The 17,274-nt window shown below is 73.2% G+C and carries 18 protein-coding genes and 1 tRNA gene; 11 read left to right on the top strand and 8 right to left on the bottom strand.

The window, feature by feature from the left end:
* Positions 1-15: 15 nt before the first annotated feature.
* Together chpH and AB0E83_RS20855 are read right to left on the bottom strand one after the other, a co-directional pair.
* The gene (gene chpH, locus AB0E83_RS20860; RefSeq protein ID WP_362113678.1) at positions 16-249 is read right to left on the bottom strand and encodes a chaplin ChpH; all 234 of its coding nucleotides are present in this window, start codon (positions 247-249) and stop codon (positions 16-18) included.
* 135 nt (positions 250-384) lie between these two features.
* On the bottom strand, positions 385-1,710 hold the full coding sequence (locus AB0E83_RS20855; RefSeq protein ID WP_362113675.1) for a M20/M25/M40 family metallo-hydrolase: 1,326 nt from the start codon (positions 1,708-1,710) through the stop codon (positions 385-387).
* A 243-nt stretch (positions 1,711-1,953) separates the two neighbouring features.
* On the opposite strand from AB0E83_RS20855, the gene AB0E83_RS20850 reads away from it, so the two are divergent.
* Both AB0E83_RS20850 and AB0E83_RS20845 read left to right on the top strand, forming a co-directional pair.
* Positions 1,954-2,041 (top strand) — tRNA-Leu (locus AB0E83_RS20850).
* A 78-nt stretch (positions 2,042-2,119) separates the two neighbouring features.
* On the top strand, positions 2,120-3,055 hold the full coding sequence (locus AB0E83_RS20845) for an RluA family pseudouridine synthase (protein ID WP_362113672.1): 936 nt from the start codon (positions 2,120-2,122) through the stop codon (positions 3,053-3,055).
* Here the strand turns inward: AB0E83_RS20845 and AB0E83_RS20840 are convergent.
* From AB0E83_RS20840 to AB0E83_RS20825, 4 genes are all read right to left on the bottom strand, one after another.
* The gene (locus AB0E83_RS20840; protein WP_362113669.1) at positions 3,039-3,668 is read right to left on the bottom strand and encodes an MBL fold metallo-hydrolase; all 630 of its coding nucleotides are present in this window, start codon (positions 3,666-3,668) and stop codon (positions 3,039-3,041) included. The two genes, AB0E83_RS20845 and AB0E83_RS20840, sit on opposite strands and share 17 nt — an antisense overlap.
* Positions 3,668-4,753, bottom strand: coding sequence for an S-(hydroxymethyl)mycothiol dehydrogenase (locus AB0E83_RS20835; protein WP_362113666.1), 1,086 nt, complete (start codon positions 4,751-4,753; stop codon positions 3,668-3,670). The genes AB0E83_RS20840 and AB0E83_RS20835 overlap by 1 nt, the downstream gene beginning before the upstream one ends.
* Positions 4,754-4,878: 125 nt before the next feature.
* Positions 4,879-6,336 (bottom strand): amino acid permease, encoded by a 1,458-nt coding sequence (locus AB0E83_RS20830; RefSeq protein WP_362113663.1) that lies wholly within the window; start codon positions 6,334-6,336, stop codon positions 4,879-4,881.
* Between the two features lie 207 nt (positions 6,337-6,543).
* Positions 6,544-7,245, bottom strand: coding sequence for an FCD domain-containing protein (locus AB0E83_RS20825; protein ID WP_362113660.1), 702 nt, complete (start codon positions 7,243-7,245; stop codon positions 6,544-6,546).
* Positions 7,246-7,446: 201 nt separating this feature from the next.
* Between AB0E83_RS20825 and AB0E83_RS20820 the strand changes: the two genes are divergently transcribed.
* Together AB0E83_RS20820 and AB0E83_RS20815 are read left to right on the top strand one after the other, a co-directional pair.
* Positions 7,447-7,989, top strand: a complete 543-nt coding sequence (locus AB0E83_RS20820) for a gluconokinase (RefSeq protein ID WP_362113657.1) — start codon at positions 7,447-7,449, stop codon at positions 7,987-7,989.
* A 71-nt stretch (positions 7,990-8,060) separates the two neighbouring features.
* Complete coding sequence (locus AB0E83_RS20815; protein WP_362113654.1) at positions 8,061-9,458, top strand: gluconate:H+ symporter; 1,398 nt, start codon at positions 8,061-8,063, stop codon at positions 9,456-9,458.
* Between the two features lie 65 nt (positions 9,459-9,523).
* Here AB0E83_RS20815 and AB0E83_RS20810 read toward each other — a convergent pair whose 3' ends face one another.
* Positions 9,524-11,179, bottom strand: coding sequence for an FAD-binding dehydrogenase (locus AB0E83_RS20810; protein WP_362113651.1), 1,656 nt, complete (start codon positions 11,177-11,179; stop codon positions 9,524-9,526).
* Between the two features lie 93 nt (positions 11,180-11,272).
* On the opposite strand from AB0E83_RS20810, the gene AB0E83_RS20805 reads away from it, so the two are divergent.
* From AB0E83_RS20805 to AB0E83_RS20785, 5 genes are all read left to right on the top strand, one after another.
* The gene (locus AB0E83_RS20805) at positions 11,273-11,902 is read left to right on the top strand and encodes a TetR family transcriptional regulator (protein WP_362113648.1); all 630 of its coding nucleotides are present in this window, start codon (positions 11,273-11,275) and stop codon (positions 11,900-11,902) included.
* A gap of 21 nt (positions 11,903-11,923) precedes the next feature.
* The gene (locus AB0E83_RS20800) at positions 11,924-12,688 is read left to right on the top strand and encodes a glucose 1-dehydrogenase (RefSeq protein WP_362113645.1); all 765 of its coding nucleotides are present in this window, start codon (positions 11,924-11,926) and stop codon (positions 12,686-12,688) included.
* Between the two features lie 30 nt (positions 12,689-12,718).
* The gene (locus AB0E83_RS20795) at positions 12,719-13,246 is read left to right on the top strand and encodes an NUDIX domain-containing protein (protein ID WP_362113642.1); all 528 of its coding nucleotides are present in this window, start codon (positions 12,719-12,721) and stop codon (positions 13,244-13,246) included.
* 88 nt (positions 13,247-13,334) lie between these two features.
* Positions 13,335-13,727: a DUF202 domain-containing protein gene (locus AB0E83_RS20790; RefSeq protein ID WP_362113639.1), complete on the top strand. Its 393-nt coding sequence runs from the start codon at positions 13,335-13,337 to the stop codon at positions 13,725-13,727.
* Positions 13,727-14,056, top strand: a complete 330-nt coding sequence (locus AB0E83_RS20785) for a DUF202 domain-containing protein (protein WP_362113637.1) — start codon at positions 13,727-13,729, stop codon at positions 14,054-14,056. Before AB0E83_RS20790 ends, AB0E83_RS20785 begins: the two co-directional genes overlap by 1 nt.
* A gap of 30 nt (positions 14,057-14,086) precedes the next feature.
* On the opposite strand, the gene AB0E83_RS20780 is transcribed toward AB0E83_RS20785, so the two are convergent.
* Positions 14,087-15,016, bottom strand: coding sequence for an NADP-dependent oxidoreductase (locus tag AB0E83_RS20780; RefSeq protein WP_362113634.1), 930 nt, complete (start codon positions 15,014-15,016; stop codon positions 14,087-14,089).
* A 185-nt stretch (positions 15,017-15,201) separates the two neighbouring features.
* On the opposite strand from AB0E83_RS20780, the gene AB0E83_RS20775 reads away from it, so the two are divergent.
* Together AB0E83_RS20775 and AB0E83_RS20770 are read left to right on the top strand one after the other, a co-directional pair.
* A complete protein-coding gene (locus AB0E83_RS20775) occupies positions 15,202-16,113 on the top strand; it encodes an MBL fold metallo-hydrolase (RefSeq protein ID WP_362113631.1) in 912 nt (303 codons plus the stop codon).
* 130 nt (positions 16,114-16,243) lie between these two features.
* Positions 16,244-17,269 (top strand): phosphotransferase family protein, encoded by a 1,026-nt coding sequence (locus AB0E83_RS20770; RefSeq protein ID WP_362113628.1) that lies wholly within the window; start codon positions 16,244-16,246, stop codon positions 17,267-17,269.
* The last annotated feature ends 5 nt before the right edge of the window (positions 17,270-17,274 follow it).

Genomic DNA, 17,274 nt, shown 5'->3' with positions numbered 1-17,274 from the left:
GGGCGGGGCACAACGTCAGGCGTTGACGCAGGTGTTGCCGAAGGCGGGGTTCAGCAGGCCGATCACGGAAATCGTGTTGCCGCAGACGTTGACCGGCACGTGGACCGGGACCTGCACGACGTTGCCCGAGAGGACACCGGGGGAACCGATGGCCGCACCCTGGGCACCGGCGTCGGCGACGGCCATGCCCGCGCCCGCGAGAACCAGACCGCCCGTGGCAGCCGCAGCAGCGACGACCTTCTTGATCATTATTCCTCCTAGTTGACAATGCGGCCCCAGCCGCGGACCGCACCACCTGTAACGAGGGGGAAGGAAGGGGGCTACGAGCTCCCGGGTGCATTCACTCTTTCCGGTCACGCCCAAACGCGCTGCCGAATCCGCCGGTCAGCAGGCGTCGAGGAAGCGGTCCAGGACGCGCACGCCGAACTTCAGGCCGTCGACCGGGACGCGCTCGTCGACGCCGTGGAACATGCCGGCGAAGTCCAGCTCCGGCGGCAGCTGGAGCGGGGCGAAGCCGAAGCAGCGGATGCCGAGGTCGTCGAAGGACTTGGCGTCGGTGCCGCCGGAGAGCATGTACGGGACGGCGCGGGCGATCGGGTCCTCGGCGCGCAGGGCGAGCTGCATGGCGTCGACGAGGGCGCCGTCGAAGCTGGTCTCCAGGGCCTTGTCGCCGTGCACGTCCTCGCGCTTCACCCGGGGGCCGAGGATCCGGTCGAGGTCGGCGAGGAACTCCTCCTCGTAGCCGGGCAGGAAGCGGCCGTCGACGTGGGCGGTGGCCTGGCCGGGGATGACGTTCACCTTGTAGCCGGCGCCGAGCATGGTGGGGGCGGCGGAGTTGCGCAGGGTGGCGCCGACCATCTTGGCGATGCCGCCGAGCTTGGCGAGGGTGGCGTCCATGTCCTCGGGGTCGAGCGGGGTGCCCAGCGCGTCGGACAGCTCGTCGAGGAAGCTGCGGACGGTCTTGGTGACGCGGACCGGCCACTGGTGGCGGCCGAGCCGGCCGACGGCCTCGCACAGCTCGGTGATCGCGTTGTCCGAGTTGGTCATCGAGCCGTGGCCGGCCGTGCCCTCGACGGTGAGCCGCATCCAGTGCATGCCCTTCTGGGCCGTCTCGACCAGGTAGAGCCGCAGGTTCTCGTTGACGGTGAAGGAGAAGCCGCCGACCTCGCCGATCGCCTCGGTGACGCCGTCGAAGAGGTCGCGGTGGTGGTCGACCAGGTGGCGGGCGCCGTAGGTGCCGCCGGCCTCCTCGTCGGCGAGGAAGGCGAGGACGACGTCGCGCGGGGGCTTGCGGCCGCTGCGCAGCCGGTCGCGGACGACCGCCAGGGTCATCGCGTCCATGTCCTTCATGTCGACGGCGCCGCGCCCCCAGACGCAGCCGTCGGCGACCTCGCCGGAGAAGGGGTGGTGGGTCCAGTCGGCGGCGTCGGCCGGGACGACGTCGGTGTGGCCGTGGATGAGCAGGGCCGGGCGGGACGGGTCCTCGCCCTCGATGCGGGCCACGGTGGAGGCCCGGCCCGTGTGGGACTCGATGATCTTCGGCTCCAGGCCGACCTCGGCGAGCTTCTCGGCGACGTACTCGGCCGCGGCGCGCTCCCCCGGGCCGGAGTGGTCCCCGTAGTTGCTGGTGTCGATGCGGATGAGGTCCCGGCAGAGGTCGACGACCTCGTCCTCGCCCGAGACGGTCCGGCCGGTGTTCGACTCGCTCACGCTGCTTCCTCCCACGACGTGCACCGCGTGCTTCCTGGTGATCGCCCCCATCCTCCCGCGCCCCCGCCCCGGCGGCGCAAGGGCGTCCACCGGCCGACACGCCCCGGACACATGGCGAGACCGGCCGGTCCGGCGGGGCCGGCGGGGCGGCCGGGGCGGGCGAGGGGGTGGTGATCGGCCGTCCCGAATGTTTGCTATGGTTTTCCTCGTCGGAACGGCCCAGGGCCGCGAGACACACACCCTGTCCGGGTGGCGGAATGGCAGACGCGCTAGCTTGAGGTGCTAGTGCCCTTTATCGGGCGTGGGGGTTCAAGTCCCCCCTCGGACACCAGTGAAGAAGTCCCGGTCGAGTCCTCTCGGCCGGGACTTCGGCGTATGTCGGCGTGTGCGGACGGAGTGAGGCGGAGCCGTGCGGAGGAAGAGGGTGCCGGCCGCGCCGCTGCCGCAGCGGGACGGGATCGACCCGGTGCGGCTGCGGCTGCCGGAGGACTCGGAGGGGGCCTGGCCGACCGTGGGGGCGTACCTGCTCGGGCGGTACGGGGCGGCGGTGGGCGCGGAGCGGATCGGCGCGATGCTGGACGCGGGGCGGTTCGTGGGGGCCGACGGGCGGGCGGCGGCGGCCTCGGAGCCGTACGAGCCGGGGCGGTGGCTGTGGTTCCACCGGGACCTGGTGCCCGAGGAGCGGGTGCCGTTCGAAATCGGGGTGGTCCACCGGGACGAGCGGATCGTGGTCGCGGACAAGCCGCACTTCCTGGCGACGACCCCGCGCGGGCGGCACGTGACCGAGACGGCGATGGCGCGGCTGCGGGCCGGGCTGGGGCTGCCGGCGCTGCAGCCGGCGCACCGGCTGGACCGGCTGACGGCCGGGCTGGTGCTGTTCGTGGTGCGGCCCGAGGACCGGGGGGCGTACCAGCTGCTCTTCAAGGAGCGGCGGGTGCGCAAGGAGTACGAGGCGGTGGCGCCGTACGACCCGGCGGTGGGGCTGCCGGTGACGGTGCGCAGCCGGATCGAGAAGGAGCGGGGGGTGCCGGCCGCCCGGGAGGTGCCGGGCGAGCCGAACGCGGTGAGCCGGATCGAGCTGCTGGAGCGGCGGGGCGGGCTCGGGCGGTACCGGCTGCTGCCGGAGACCGGGCGGACGCATCAGCTGCGGGTGCACATGAACGCGCTGGGGCTGCCGATCCTGGACGATCCGCTCTATCCGGTGGTGCGGGAGGACGGGCCGGAGGACTACCGGCGGCCGCTGCGGCTGCTCGCGCGGACGCTGGAGTTCACCGACCCGCGCACGGGTGAGGAGAGGCGGTTCGTCAGCCGCCTCTCGCTCGGTCCGCTCAGTGGCCCCGCCTGATCCACTCCTCCAGGTGCGGGGCCTCGGCGCCGATGGTGGTGGAGTCGCCGTGGCCGGTGCGGACGACCGTCTCCGGCGGGAGGGTCAGGAGCTTCTCCCGGATCGAGCCGACGATCGTGGGGAAGTCCGAGAAGGACCGGCCGGTGGCACCCGGGCCGCCCTGGAAGAGGGTGTCCCCGGTGAAGACCGTGCCCAGGTCGGGGGCGTACAGGCAGACCGCTCCGGGGGCGTGCCCCGGGGTGTGGAGGACCCTCAGGTCGGTGCCGGCGATGGTGAGGACCTGGCCGTCGGCGAGGTCGCCGTCGGGGGTGTGATCGGGGTGGGTGAGCTTCCACAGCGGCTGGTCGGCGGGGTGGAGCAGGACGCGGGCGCCGGTGGCGGCGGCGAGCGCGGGGGCCGCGCCGACGTGGTCGTCGTGGGCGTGGGTGCAGACGATGGCGCGCAGGGTGCGGCCGTCGAGGGCGGCGAGGATCGCGTCGGGGTCGTGGGCGGCGTCGATGACGATCGCCTCGGTGTCGTCGCCGACGATCCAGACGTTGTTGTCGACGTCCCAGGTGGAGCCGTCGAGGCTGAAGGTGCCGGAGGTGACCAGGTGGTCGACGCGGGCGGTCATCACAGCACCACCACCGAGCGCAGGACGTCGCCCTCGTGCATGCGGGCGAAGGCCTTCTCGACCTCGTCGAGGGCGATGGTCTCGGTGACGAAGGCGCCGAGGTCGACGCGGCCCTGCCGGTGCAGGTCGATGAGCATCGGGAAGTCGCGGGACGGCAGGCAGTCGCCGTACCAGGAGGACTTGAGGGAGCCGCCGCGGCCGAAGACGTCGAGGAGGGGGAGTTCGAGCTTCATCTCGGGGGTGGGGACGCCGACGAGGACGACGGTGCCGGCGAGGTCGCGGGCGTAGAACGCCTGCGTGTACGTCTCGGGGCGGCCGACGGCCTCGATGACGACGTCGGCGCCGAAGCCGTCGGTGAGCTCGCGGACCGCCTCGACGGGGTCGGCGGCGCGGGAGTCGACGGTGTGGGTGGCGCCCATCTCCTTCGCCTTGGCCAGTTTCCGCTCGTCGATGTCGACGGCGATGATCTTCGCGGCTCCGGCGAGGCGGGCGCCGACGATCGCGGCGTCGCCGACGCCCCCGCAGCCGATGACGGCGACGGTGTCGCCCCGGGAGACGTTCCCGGTGTTGATCGCGGCGCCGATGCCGGCCATCACGCCGCAGCCGAGGAGGCCGGCGATCTCGGGGGCGACGGCCGGGTCGACCTTGGTGCACTGGCCGGCGGCGACGAGGGTCTTCTCGGCGAAGGCGCCGATGCCGAGGGCCGGGGAGAGCTCGGTGCCGTCGAGCAGGGTCATCCTCTGCCGCGCGTTGTGGGTGTCGAAGCAGTACCAGGGGCGGCCGCGGCGGCAGGCGCGGCACTGGCCGCAGACGGCCCGCCAGTTGAGGATCACGTAGTCGCCGGGGGCGACGTCGGTGACGCCCTCGCCGACGGCCTCCACGACGCCCGCGGCCTCGTGGCCGAGGAGGAAGGGGAAGTCGTCGTTGATCCCGCCCTGCTTGTAGTGGAGGTCGGTGTGGCAGACGCCGCAGGCCTGGATCTTCACCACGGCCTCGCCGGGGCCCGGGTCGGGGACGACGATCGTCTCGATCCGCACCGGCTCGTTCCGACCGGGGGCGATGACCCCCCGCACGTGCTGTGGCATCGCTGACTTCCCTTCAGAGGATCTTGTAAGCCTCCTGCGTACCACTATCTCCTGATAAAAGGCGAGACCCCCGCAGGCCGTGCCTGCGGGGGTCCTTCGCTCCCGTGGGGGGAGTCGGGGGTGGGTCAGTCCTGCTTGCCGGAGGTCTCCCGGACCCGGCGGCGGACCAGGAACCAGCCGCCGACGAGGGCCGCGGCGATCAGCGGCAGGCAGTTCACGGTGGTGCGGCCGATGCCGCCGTCCATCCACATGAGGACGATGACGGAGGCCAGGAAGACCAGCGTCACGATCTGGGTGTACGGGGCCCAGGGCAGCCGGTAGGCGGGGCGGGTGAGCTTGCCCTCCTCGGCGCGGCGGACGAAGAGCAGCGAGCAGACCATGATCATGGCCCAGGTGCCGATGATGCCGATGGAGGCGAAGTTCAGCACCAGCTCGAAGGCGTCCTCGGGCATCACGAAGTTGAGGAAGACGCCGGCGACGCCGAAGCCCGCGGTGAGCAGGATGCCGCCGTAGGGCACGCCGCCCTTGTTCATGACGCCGGTGAACTTGGGCGCGGAGCCGGCCAGCGACATGGAGCGCAGGATGCGGCCGGTGGAGTACAGGCCCGAGTTGAGGCTGGAGAGGGCGGCGGTGAGGACGACGAGGTTCATCACGCCGGCGGCGCCGGGGACGCCCAGCTTGTCGAAGACGGTGACGAAGGGGCTCTGGTCGCCGGAGTAGGCGGTGTACGGGAGGATCAGCGCGAGCAGGACGACGGAGCCGACGTAGAAGAGGCCGACGCGCCACATGATCGAGTTGATCGCCTTCGGCATGATCTTCTCGGGGTTCTCGGTCTCGCCGGCGGCGACGCCGCACAGCTCGACGGAGGCGTAGGCGAAGACGACGCCCTGGACGAGCAGGAGCATCGGCATCACGCCGTTGGGGAAGATGCCGCCGTTGTCGGTGATGTTGGCGAGGCCCGGGGTGGAGCCGCCGACGTCGTGCGAGGTCACGACGAGGAAGATGCCGACGAGCATGAAGGCGACGAGCGCGGCGACCTTGATGATCGCGAACCAGAACTCCATCTCGCCGAAGTACTTCACCGAGATGAGGTTGGCGGCGAGGACGACCGCGAGGGCGATCAGCGCGAGGATCCACTGGGGGACGTCGCTGAACATCGACCAGAAGTGGGCGTAGGTGGCCGCGGCGGTGATGTCGGCGACGGCGGTGGTCGACCAGTTGAGGAAGTAGAGCCAGCCGGCCGTGTAGGCGCCCTTCTCCCCCATGAACTCACGGGCGTAGGAGACGAAGGCGCCGGAGGACGGGCGGTAGAGCACCAGCTCGCCCAGGGCCCGGACGACGAAGAAGGCGAAGACGCCGCAGACCGCGTACGCGATGAAGAGCGAGGGGCCGGCGCTGGCCATGCGGCCGCCGGCGCCGAGGAAGAGCCCGGTGCCGATGGCGCCGCCGATGGCGATCATGTTGATGTGCCGGGACTTGAGGTCCTTGCGGTATCCGGCGTCGCCGGCGTCCACGTGGGGGGAGGCTGCCGTGCCCGCCGGGGCGGCGGACAGCGGCTCGGCCGCGATGACGCGGTCACTCATGGAGTTGTTCGCCTTCGTGAGGGGGAGGGGGCTGTGCGGTACCCGGCCGTGCCCCGGGATCCCTTCGTGGGGGTCGCCCCTGGACGGCCAGCCGACATCCTCACGGCAAGGGCCGCTCACTGACTGTGAGCGAATTCACTGAACGCCCGGATTTGAGCTACTTCAGAGGTTACGCAGCGCTGTACGGCGTACGGCGGGAACGCGTCGTCACGGGGCGAGGACGTCCAGTTCCCGGAGCGCGCCGACGGCGATCTCGCGGGTCAGCGCCTCGGCCCGGGCCGCGTCCCGCTCGCGGACGGCCTCGGCGACCTGGACGTGGAGGGTGACGGCGGCCGGGTCGGGGTCCTCGAACATCACGTGGTGGTGGGTGCGGCCGGTGAGGACCTCGGCGACGACGTCGCCGAGGCGGGCGAACATCTCGTTCCCGGAGGCGTTGAGGACGACCCGGTGGAAGGCGATGTCGTGGACCAGGTACGCCTCCAGCTGCCGGCCGCGCGAGGTGGCGACCATGCCGAGGGCCTGCTCGGTGAGTTCGCGGCACTGGGCGGGGGTGGCGTTGAGGGCGGCGAGGCCGGCCGCGACGGGCTCGACGGCGGAGCGCAGCACGGTGAGGGAGCGGAGCTGGCGGGGGCGGTCAGCGCCGGCCAGCCGCCACCGGATGACCTGGGGGTCGTAGACGTTCCAGCTCTCGGTGGGCAGGACCGTGACGCCGACGCGGCGCCGGGACTCCACCAGGTGCATCGACTCCAGGACGCGGACGACCTCGCGGACGACGGTCCGGGAGACGTCGAAGCGCTGGGCGAGCTCGTCGGTGCGCAGGACGGTGCCGGGCGGGTACTCCCCGGCGGTGATGGCCAGGCCCAGGGTGGCGAGCACGTGCGAGTGGAGCCCCTGGGCCGGTGTCGTCATGGGGCTCAGCCTATGCGGGGCCGGGCCGGTGATCACACCGGAGACCGGGCCGGGGCGCGGCGGGGAGGCAGACGGGAATTAAAAGTACGACTTTTATGTCACAGACTCTTGAATACGTCGTACTCAATGGGTTTCATGAGCGCGACGGATCGATGTCGCGAAGACAGCACCGATGTCGAAGAAGACAGCGAGGCACCCCCCATGAGCACCACCCCCCACCCCGCCGCTCCCCCGGTCGTCGTCGTCATGGGCGTCGCCGGCACCGGCAAGACGACGATCGGTCCGCTGGTCGCCGAGGCCCTCGGCCTGCCGTACGCGGAGGGCGACGACTTCCACCCGGCGGCCAACGTGGCCAAGATGTCGGCCGGCGTCCCGCTGGACGACGCCGACCGGGAGCCGTGGCTCGACGCCATCGGCGCCTGGGCGCACGGCCGGGCCGGGCGCGGCGGGGTGGTCAGCAGCTCCGCGCTGAAGCGGGTCTACCGGGACCGGCTGCGCGCGGCCGCCCCCGGGATCGTCTTCCTCCACCTGACCGGCGACCGGGAGCTGATCGAGGGCCGGATGGCGGCGCGCAAGGGGCACTTCATGCCCACCGCGCTGCTCGACTCCCAGTTCGCCACCCTCCAGCCGCTGGAGGAGGACGAGGCCGGCGTCGCCGTCGACGTCTCCGGGACCCCGGAGGAGATCGCCGCCCGCGCGGTGGCCGCGCTGCGGGCCTTCGACCGGCCCGTACCGCTCTTCTGATCCGTCCCCTCCTCCTCCCTCCCCTTCCCCCCTTCCCCCCTTCCTCCCCTTCGACCCCCAAGGGACCCACCGTGACCAGTCTCAGCGTCGAGATGCTGGCAGCGGACGCCGTCGAGCCGATCACCTCGGCCGGCAACGCCCAGCTGGGCATCGCCGTGCTCGCCGGCATCGCCGTCATCGTCCTGCTCATCACCAAGTTCAAGCTGCACGCGTTCCTGGCGCTGACCATCGGCTCGCTCGCGCTCGGCGCGTTCGCCGGCGCCCCGCTCGCGGACACCATCAAGTCGTTCAGCACCGGGCTCGGCAACACCGTGGCCGGCGTGGGCGTGCTGATCGCGCTCGGCGCGATCCTCGGCAAGCTGCTCGCCGACTCGGGCGGCGCCGACCAGATCGTCGACACGATCCTGGCGAAGGCGAGCAGGCGGTCCATGCCGTGGGCGATGGTCCTGATCGCCTCCGTGATCGGCCTGCCGCTCTTCTTCGAGGTCGGCATCGTGCTGCTGATCCCGGTGGTCCTGATGGTCGCCAAGCGGGGCAACTACTCGCTGATGCGGATCGGCGTCCCGGCCCTGGCCGGCCTGTCCGTGATGCACGGGCTCATCCCGCCGCACCCCGGCCCGCTCGTCGCGATCGACGCCGTCGGCGCCAACCTGGGTGTCACCCTCGCCCTCGGCCTGGTCGTCGCGATCCCGACCGTGATCATCGCGGGTCCGCTCTTCTCCCGGTACGCGGCCCGCTGGGTGGACATCCAGGCGCCCGAGCACATGATCCCGGCGCGTCCCTCCGAGGACCTGGAGAAGCGCCCCGGCTTCGGCGTCACCGTCGCCACCGTGCTGCTGCCGGTGGTCCTGATGCTGGTGAAGGCGCTCGTCGACATCGTGGTCGACGACCCCGAGAACGCCGTGCAGAAGGTCACCGACGTCATCGGCTCGCCGCTGATCGCGCTGCTCGCCGCCGTCATAGTGGCCCTGTTCACGCTGGGCCGCGCGGCCGGCTTCACCAAGGAGCGGCTGTCCTCGACGGTCGAGAAGTCCCTCGCCCCGATCGCCGGCGTGCTGCTGATCGTCGGCGCGGGCGGCGGCTTCAAGCAGACCCTGATCGACATCGGCGTCGGCCAGATGATCCTGGACCTCTCCAAGGACTGGTCGATCCCGGCCCTGCTCCTGGCCTGGCTGATCGCCGTCGCCATCCGGCTCGCGACGGGCTCCGCCACGGTCGCGACGATCTCGGCGGCGGGCCTGGTGGCCCCGCTCGCCGCGGGGATGTCCACCGGCGAGACGGCGCTCCTGGTGCTCGCGATCGGCGCCGGCTCGCTCTTCTTCAGCCACGTCAACGACGCCGGCTTCTGGCTGGTGAAGGAGTACTTCGGCATGAACGTCGGCCAGACGATCAAGACCTGGTCGGTGATGGAGACCATCATCTCGGTGGTGGGCCTGGTCTTCGTGCTGCTGCTGTCGCTGGTGCTGTAGCGCCGCCGGTGCCGCGACAAGGGCCCCGGACCTCCTCGGAGGTCCGGGGCCCTTCGTCCGTGCGGTCAGGCCGTCGCCGCGGCCGCCGCCCGGCCGGCCGCGCGGCCGGAGAAGACGCAGCCGCCGAGGAAGGTGCCTTCGAGGGAGCGGTAGCCGTGGACGCCGCCGCCGCCGAAACCGGCGGCCTCGCCCGCCGCGTACAGGCCGGGGAGGGGTTCGCCGGTCTCGGTGAGGACGCGGGAGGAGAGGTCGGTCTGGAGGCCGCCGAGGGACTTGCGGGTGAGGATGTTGAGGCGGACGGCGATCAGCGGGCCGGCCTTCGGGTCGAGGATGCGGTGCGGGGCGGCGGTGCGGATGAGCCGGTCGCCCAGGTAGCCGCGGGCGCCGCGGATCGCGGTGATCTGGAGGTCCTTGGTGAAGGGGTTGGCGACCTCCCGGTCGCGGGCGGTGATCTCGCGGCGGAGCGCGGCCTCGTCGATCAGGTCCTGGCCGGTGATCCGGTTCATGCCGCGGACGAGGGCGGAGAGGTCGTCCTCGACGACGAAGTCGGCGCCGCGGTCCATGAAGGCCCGGACGGGGCCGGGGACGTCGGCGCGGGCGCGGCCGAGGACGTCGCGGACGGACTTGCCGGTGAGGTCGGGGTTCTGCTCGGAACCGGAGAGGGCGAACTCCTTGCCGATGATCCGCCGGTCGAGGACGAACCAGGTGTGGTCGTGGCCGGTCCGCATGATGTGTTCGAGGGTGCCGAGGGTGTCGAAGCCGGGGAAGAGCGGCACCGGGAGCCGCTTGCCGGTGGCGTCGAGCCAGAGGGAGGACGGGCCGGGCAGGATGCGGATGCCGTGCCGGGCCCAGATCGGGTTCCAGTTCTCGATGCCCTCGGTGTAGTGCCACATCCGGTCGCGGTTGACGTGCCGGGCGCCCGCCTTCTCCGCGATGCCGAGCATCAGGCCGTCGACGTGGGCGGGGACGCCGGAGAGCAGCTTCGCGGGCGGGGTGCCGAGGCGGGCGGGCCACTGGGCGCGGACCAGGTCGTGGTTGCCGCCGATGCCGCCGGTGGTGACGATCACCGCCTGGGCCCGCAGCTCGAAGGAGCCGGTGGCGGTGCGGCTGCTGGCGGTGCCGCGCTCGGCGTCCGAGGGCTCCAGGATCTCGCCGGAGACGGTGTCGACGGTGCCGTCGGTGCGGCCGAGGGCGGTGACCCGGTGGCGGAAGCGGAAGGTGACGAGGCCGCGGGCGGCGCCCTCGCGGACCCGGCGCTCGAAGGGGGCGACGAGGCCGGGGCCCGTGCCCCAGGTGATGTGGAAGCGGGGGACGGAGTTGCCGTGCCCGGTGGCGTCGTAGCCGCCGCGCTCGGCCCAGCCGACGACCGGGAAGAAGCGGACCCCGCGCGCGTGGAGCCAGGAGCGCTTCTCGCCGGCGGCGAAGTCCACGTACGCCTCGGCCCAGCGGCGGGCCCAGTCGTCCTCGGGGCGGTCGAAGCCGGCGGTGCCCATCCAGTCCTGGAGGGCGAGCGCGTGGCTGTCCCGGACGCGCAGCCGGCGCTGTTCGGGCGAGTCGACGAGGAAGAGCCCGCCGAAGGACCAGTGGGCCTGGCCGCCGAGGGACTGCTCGGGCTCCTGGTCCAGGAGGATCACGGACCGGCCCGCCTCGACCAGCTCGGCGGTGGCCACCAGGCCGGCGAGGCCCGCTCCGATCACGATCACGTCTGCGTCGTAGGACATGGACCGCATCTTGGATACACGGATGTATCGAGTCAACCGTCCGGGCTCCGCCGGCCCCTCCCGTTTTTTAATGTCGAGCATTAACATGGACGCATGGCAAGGACGTCGGGGCCCGGGACCCGGGACAAACTGATCCGCGCGGCGGAGGAACTCTTCGCCGCCCAGGGCGTCGACGGCGCCCAGCTGCGGGACATCACGCGGCTCGCCGGACAGGCCAACCCGTCGGCCGTCCAGTACCACTTCGGCTCCCGCGCCGGGCTCCTCGACGCGGTCATGGCCGGCCGGCTGGCCCGTACCGAGCGGGTGCTCGTCTCCCTCGGGTACGACGAGGAGGCCGGCGTGCGCGAGCTGATCACGGCCCTCGTCACCGCCGAGGCGAGCGAGCTGGAGACCGAGCGGGGCCGCCGCTGCCTGCGGATCTCCGCACAGCTCAGCCACGAGAGCGGCATCCGCTCCCGCACCCCGCACCCCACCCTGGCCGGCACCGCCTACTGGGCGCTGATCGAGCGCGTGGCCGAGCGGCTGGCCGCCGACGGGCTGCCGGAGCCGCTGGTCCGCGAGCGCGTCGACCTGGCCCTCACGGTGGTGGGCGCGGCCCTCGCCGACCGGGCCCGGCAGTACCTCGACGGGACGGAGCCGCTCACGAGCCGGGCGCTCTTCCTCGCCGATCTCGTCGGGACCACCACCGCGCTCCTGCGGGCCGCACCGCCCCGGACGGCCTGAACCCCCAGAAAAGGACTTCTCATGAACGACCTCACCGGCAAGACCGTCCTCGTCACCGGCGGCGCCCGCGGCCTGGGCGCCGAGGCCGCCCGCCAGGCCGTCGCCGCCGGCGCGAACGTGGTGATCACCGACGTCCTCGACGAGGACGGGAAGGCGACCGCCGCGGAGCTCGGCGAGCGCGCCCGCTTCCTCCACCACGACGTCACCTCCGAGGAGGAGTGGGCGGCGGCCGTCGCGTACGCCGTCGCCGAGTTCGGCGCGCTGCACGGCCTCGTCAACAACGCCGGCATCTCCACCGGCGCCCTCCTGGAGACCGAGAGCGTCGAGCACTTCCGCAAGGTCCTCGACATCAACCTCACCGGCGTCTTCATCGGCATGAAGGCCGCGATCCCGGTGATGCGGGAGGCCGGCGGCGGCTCCATCGTCAACATCTCCTCCGCGGCCGGCCTGATGGGCCTCGCGCTGACCGCCGGCTACGGCGCCTCCAAGTGGGGCGTGCGCGGCCTCACCAAGATCGGCGCGGTGGAGCTCGGCACCTCGAGGATCCGCGTCAACTCGGTCCACCCGGGCATGACCTACACGCCGATGACCGCCTCGGTCGGCATCCGGCGCGGCGAGGGCATGTACCCGAACACGCCGATGGGCCGGGTCGGCGAGGCCGACGAGATCGCCGGCGCGGTCGTCTTCCTGCTCTCGGACGCCGCCTCGTACGTGACGGGCGCCGAGCTCGCCGTGGACGGCGGCTGGACCACCGGCCCGACGGTCAAGTACGTCATGGGGCAGTGAACCCCGGGGCCCGGCTGCTTTGATGGGGCCATGAGCGCCTCCGAAGAAGTACTCGACGTCGTCGACGAGCAGGACCGGGTGATCGGCCGGGCCCCGCGCGGTGAGGTGTACGCGCGGGGCCTGATCCACCGCTGCACCTTCATCCGGGTGCGGGACGCCGAGGGCCGGGTCTTCGTCCACCGCAGGACCCCGACCAAGCTGGTCTTCCCGTCGATGTACGACCTGTTCGTCGGCGGGGTCGTCGGCGCCGGCGAGTCCTACGACGACGCGGCGCTGCGCGAGGCCGAGGAGGAGCTGGGCGTCTCCGGGCTCCCCCGGCCCGCCTTCCTGTTCAAGTTCCTGTACGACTCCGGGGGCGTGGCCGGGAAGTGGTGGTCGTCCGTGTACGAGGTCCGCTGCGACCTGCCGGTGCGGCCCCAGGCGGAGGAGGTCGCCTGGCACGCCTTCCTCACCGAGGACGAGCTGCGGGAGCGGCTGCCCGGCGCCCCCGGGGCCTGGGAGTGGGTGCCGGACGGCCTCGCCGCGTACGAACGGCTGACGGCGCGGCGGGGGCGGTAGGCGCGGAGCGGGCCGGACCCGGGCGGGGCGCCGGTGGGCGCGGTCCCGGGGACGGGTGCCGTCGGGGGCGGGCCGTTAGGGTGCCGGGGTGAGTGAATTCGTGCAGAGCCTGCGGCTGTGGTTCGCGCCGCGGCGGATCCGGGACGAGGGCGAGACCCCCGACTACCGTTTCTCCCTCGCCAACGAGCGGACCTTCCTCGCCTGGATCCGGACGGCGCTCGCGCTCATCGGCGGCGGCTTCGCCGTCGACCAGTTCCTGCCGGACCTGCGCTGGGCGGTCCGGGTCGGGCTCGCGCTCGCGCTGCTCGCCGCGGGCGTGCTGTGCGCGCTGCGTGCGGTGAACCACTGGATCCGCTGCGAGCGGGCCATGCGCCGGGGCGAGGACCTTCCCGTCTCCCGCTTCCCGGCGGTGCTGAGCCTCGTGGTGGCCGTGGTGGCGGTCGCGATGGTGGGGCTCGTGGTCTTCGGCCGGGCCGGGTAGTGGGCGGGCCGGCCGGGGCCGGGGACGAGGCCCGCGACCCCGGGCTCCAGCCGGAGCGGACCCGGCTCGCCTGGCGGCGCACCACCCTGTCGTACACGGTCGTGGCGGTGCTGGGGATCAAGCTGGCCCTCATGGGCGGCACCACGGCCGCCCACGTGGCCGGGCCGGCCCTCGCGGCGCTGCTGTGGATCGGTTTCCTGGCCGTGACCCACCGGCGGATCCGGGCCCTGGACACCGCCCGGCCGCCCGTCCTGTCGGCGCGGGGCGCGCTGCTGGCGGCCGGGTGCACGGTGGCCCTGGCGGTGTGCGGGGCGGTGCTGCTCTGGTGACCGCGGCGCCGGCGGCCGGGGCCGCGGGCCCTACGGGACGGTGACGACGACCTTGCCCTGGAGGCCGCCCTCGGCGTTGGCGCGCTGGGCGTCGGCCGCCCGTTCCAGCGGGAAGGTCTTCGCCACCCGGACGTCCAGGACGCCCTCGTCGGCGAGGTCGGCGAGGGCGGCCAGGTCGGCGGCGTCGGGGCGCACCCAGTAGTAGCGGCCGCCGAGCGCCAGGACCTCGCCGTCGGCGATGGAGGCGAGCCGGCCGCCGGGGGCCAGCAGCTTCGCCGCGTGCTGGAGGAAGGGGCCGCCGAGGGTGTCGAGGACCGCGTCGACGCCGTGCGGGGCGAGCTCCCGGACCCGGTGGGCGAAGGAGGGTTCGTCGAAGAGGACGAACTCGGCGCCGAGCGCCGTCACCCGCTCCCGGCCGGACGCGCGGGCGGCGCCGAGGACCCGGCAGCCGAGGTGCCGGGCGATCTGCACGGCCATGGAGCCGACCCCGCCGGCCGCGGCGAGCACGAGGACCGTCTCCCCCGGCCGCACCGAGAGGGCGGTGCGCAGGGCCTGGTAGGCGGTGAGGCCGGCCAGGGGCAGTCCGGCGGCCTCCTCGAAGGAGCAGGTGCGCGGCTTGCGGGCGAGGGTGCGGATCGGGGCGGCGACGTACTCGGCGAAGGTGCCGTGGGAGAGGACGTCCTCCCGCACGTACCCCATCACCTCGTCGCCCTCCGCCCATTCGGTGACGGAGACGCCGGGCCGGACGACGACGCCGGAGACGTCCCAGCCGGGGACGACGGGGAAGACGGCGTCGATCATGCCGTCGAGGTAGCCGGCCTGCGCCTTCCAGTCGACCGGGTTGACCGCCGCCGCCCGGACCTCGACCAGGACCTCGTCGGGTCCGACCTTCGGGTCGGGCAGCTCGCCGTACTCCAGGACCTCGGGGCCGCCGTACCGGCGGTAGCTGATCGCCTTCATGGTTCCGACCCTCGGCGGAGGCGGGGCGCTGCGCAAGCCGGACGGGCCGGCGGAGGACGGGACCGGGCGGAGCGGGCCCGGCGGCGCGGCCGGGAGGCGGGCCGGTCCTCGGGAACCGGCCCCCCGGCGGGTCCCGCGGTGGCAGGCTTCCCCTGTTTCGTCGATCTTCTTCCCGGGGGAGCCCCGTGCCTGCCACCGATCCGTACGTGGTCACGCTCGCGCCGCACGTCCACGCCTACGTCCAGCCCGACGGCGGCTGGTGCCTGAACAACGCCGGTTTCCTCGGCGGCGCGGACGAGTCGCTGCTCGTCGACACCACCGCCACCGAGCGGCGCGCCCTGCTGCTGCGCGAGGCGGTGCTCGCCGCGGGGCTGCCGCTGCCGCGCACGGTCGTCAACACCCACCACCACGGCGACCACACCTACGGCAACGGCGTCTTCCGGCCGGAGGCGCGGATCGTCGGGCACGAGAACTGCCGGGCCGAACAGCTGGCCGCCGGGCACCAGCTGCACCTGCTCTGGCCGGCGACCGACTTCGGCCGGGTCGAGATCACTCCGCCGGACCTCACCTACCGCGACCGGATGACCGTGTACGCGGGCGGGATCGAGGTGCGGGTGGTGCACCCGGGTCCCGCGCACACCACCGGCGACTCGATCGTGCACCTGCCGGAGCAGGGCGTGGTCTTCACCGGCGACCTGGTCTTCCAGGGCGGGACGCCGTTCCTGCCGATGGGCTCGCTGGCCGGCTCGCTGCGCGCGCTGGAGGTGCTGCGGTCGCTGGACGCGGAGCGGGTGGTGCCGGGGCACGGGCCGGTGACGGACCCCGGCGCGTACGACGCCACCGAGCGGTATCTGCGGTGGGTGGCGGAGCTGGCCGCCGAGGGGCACGCCAAAGGGGACCCGCCGCTGGAGACCGCCCGCCGGGCGGAGCCGGGCGAGTTCGGCGCGTGGCGGGAGAGCGAGCGGCTGGTGGCGAACCTGCACCGGGCGTACGCGGAGCTGGACGGGCTTCCGGAGGGGCACCCGCTCGACCCGGTGACGGTCTTCGGCGACATGGCGGCGATGAACGGGGGCGTGCCGGTGGCCTGCCACGCGTGAGCGGGGAGGCCGTCCGGTGGGGGCGGGGCCCGGGCCCCGCCCCCACCGCGTTCGGGGACCCCCCTGGACGACATACCGACTGGTCGGTCATCATGAACGCCGACCGACCGACCCACCGGAGGTACGCCCGATGAGCCACTCCGCCCCGCCGCCCGGCCTCGACCCCGAGCGCCTGCGCCACCACCTCGACCGCGAGCGGCCGGGCCTGGTCGCCGGCCCCCTGGAGGCCCGGCTGATCGAAGGCGGCCGCTCCAACCTGACGTACGCCGTCACCGACGGCACCGGCCGCTGGGTGGTGCGCCGCCCCCCGCTCGGCCACGTGCTGGCCACCGCGCACGACATGCGGCGCGAGCACCGGGTGATCAGCGCCCTCGGCGGGACCCCGGTCCCGGTGCCGGGCACGGTGCTGCTGTGCGAGGACGAGTCGGTGCTCGGCGCGCCCTTCTACGTGATGGAGTTCGTCGAGGGGACCCCGTACCGCTCGGCCTCCCAGCTGGCCCCGCTCGGCCCGGAGCGCACCCGCGCCGCCGTGCACGCCCTGGTCGACACGCTCGTCGACCTGCACGCGGTGGAGCCGGAAGCCGTCGGGCTCGGCGACTTCGGCCGGCCCGAGGGCTTCCTCGACCGGCAGCTGCGCCGCTGGGGCAAGCAGCTCGCCGCCTCCCGCGGACGCGAGCTGCCCGGGATCGAGGAGCTGCACGCCGCCCTCGGCCGCGCGCTGCCCGAATCCCCCGCGCCCACCGTGGTCCACGGCGACTACCGGCTCGACAACGCCCTGGTCGGCGAGGACGACCGGATCCGGGCGGTGCTGGACTGGGAGATGTCCACGCTCGGCGACCCGCTCACCGACCTCGGTCTGCTCGTCATGTACAGCACCCCGCTGGACCTGCCCGGCTCGCCGATCTCGACGACCGCGACCGCCGCGGGCCACCCCCCGGCCGCCGAACTGGTCGAGCGGTACGCCGCCCGCTCCGGCCGGGACGTCTCCGCCCTCTCCTGGTACACGGCCTTCGCCTGGTTCAAGCTCGCCGTGATCCTGGAGGGCATCCACTACCGCTACACCCTCGGGCAGACCGTGGGCGCCGGCTTCGACCGCATCGGCGACCTCGTCCCCGTCTTCATCGAGCACGGCCTGACCACCCTTCAGGAGGGCTGAACCGC

The sequence above is a fragment of the Streptomyces sp. NPDC035033 genome (genome assembly GCF_040636735.1).
Classification (GTDB): Bacteria; Actinomycetota; Actinomycetes; order Streptomycetales; family Streptomycetaceae; genus Streptomyces.
This window is presented reverse-complemented; position numbering and strand designations above follow the sequence as displayed.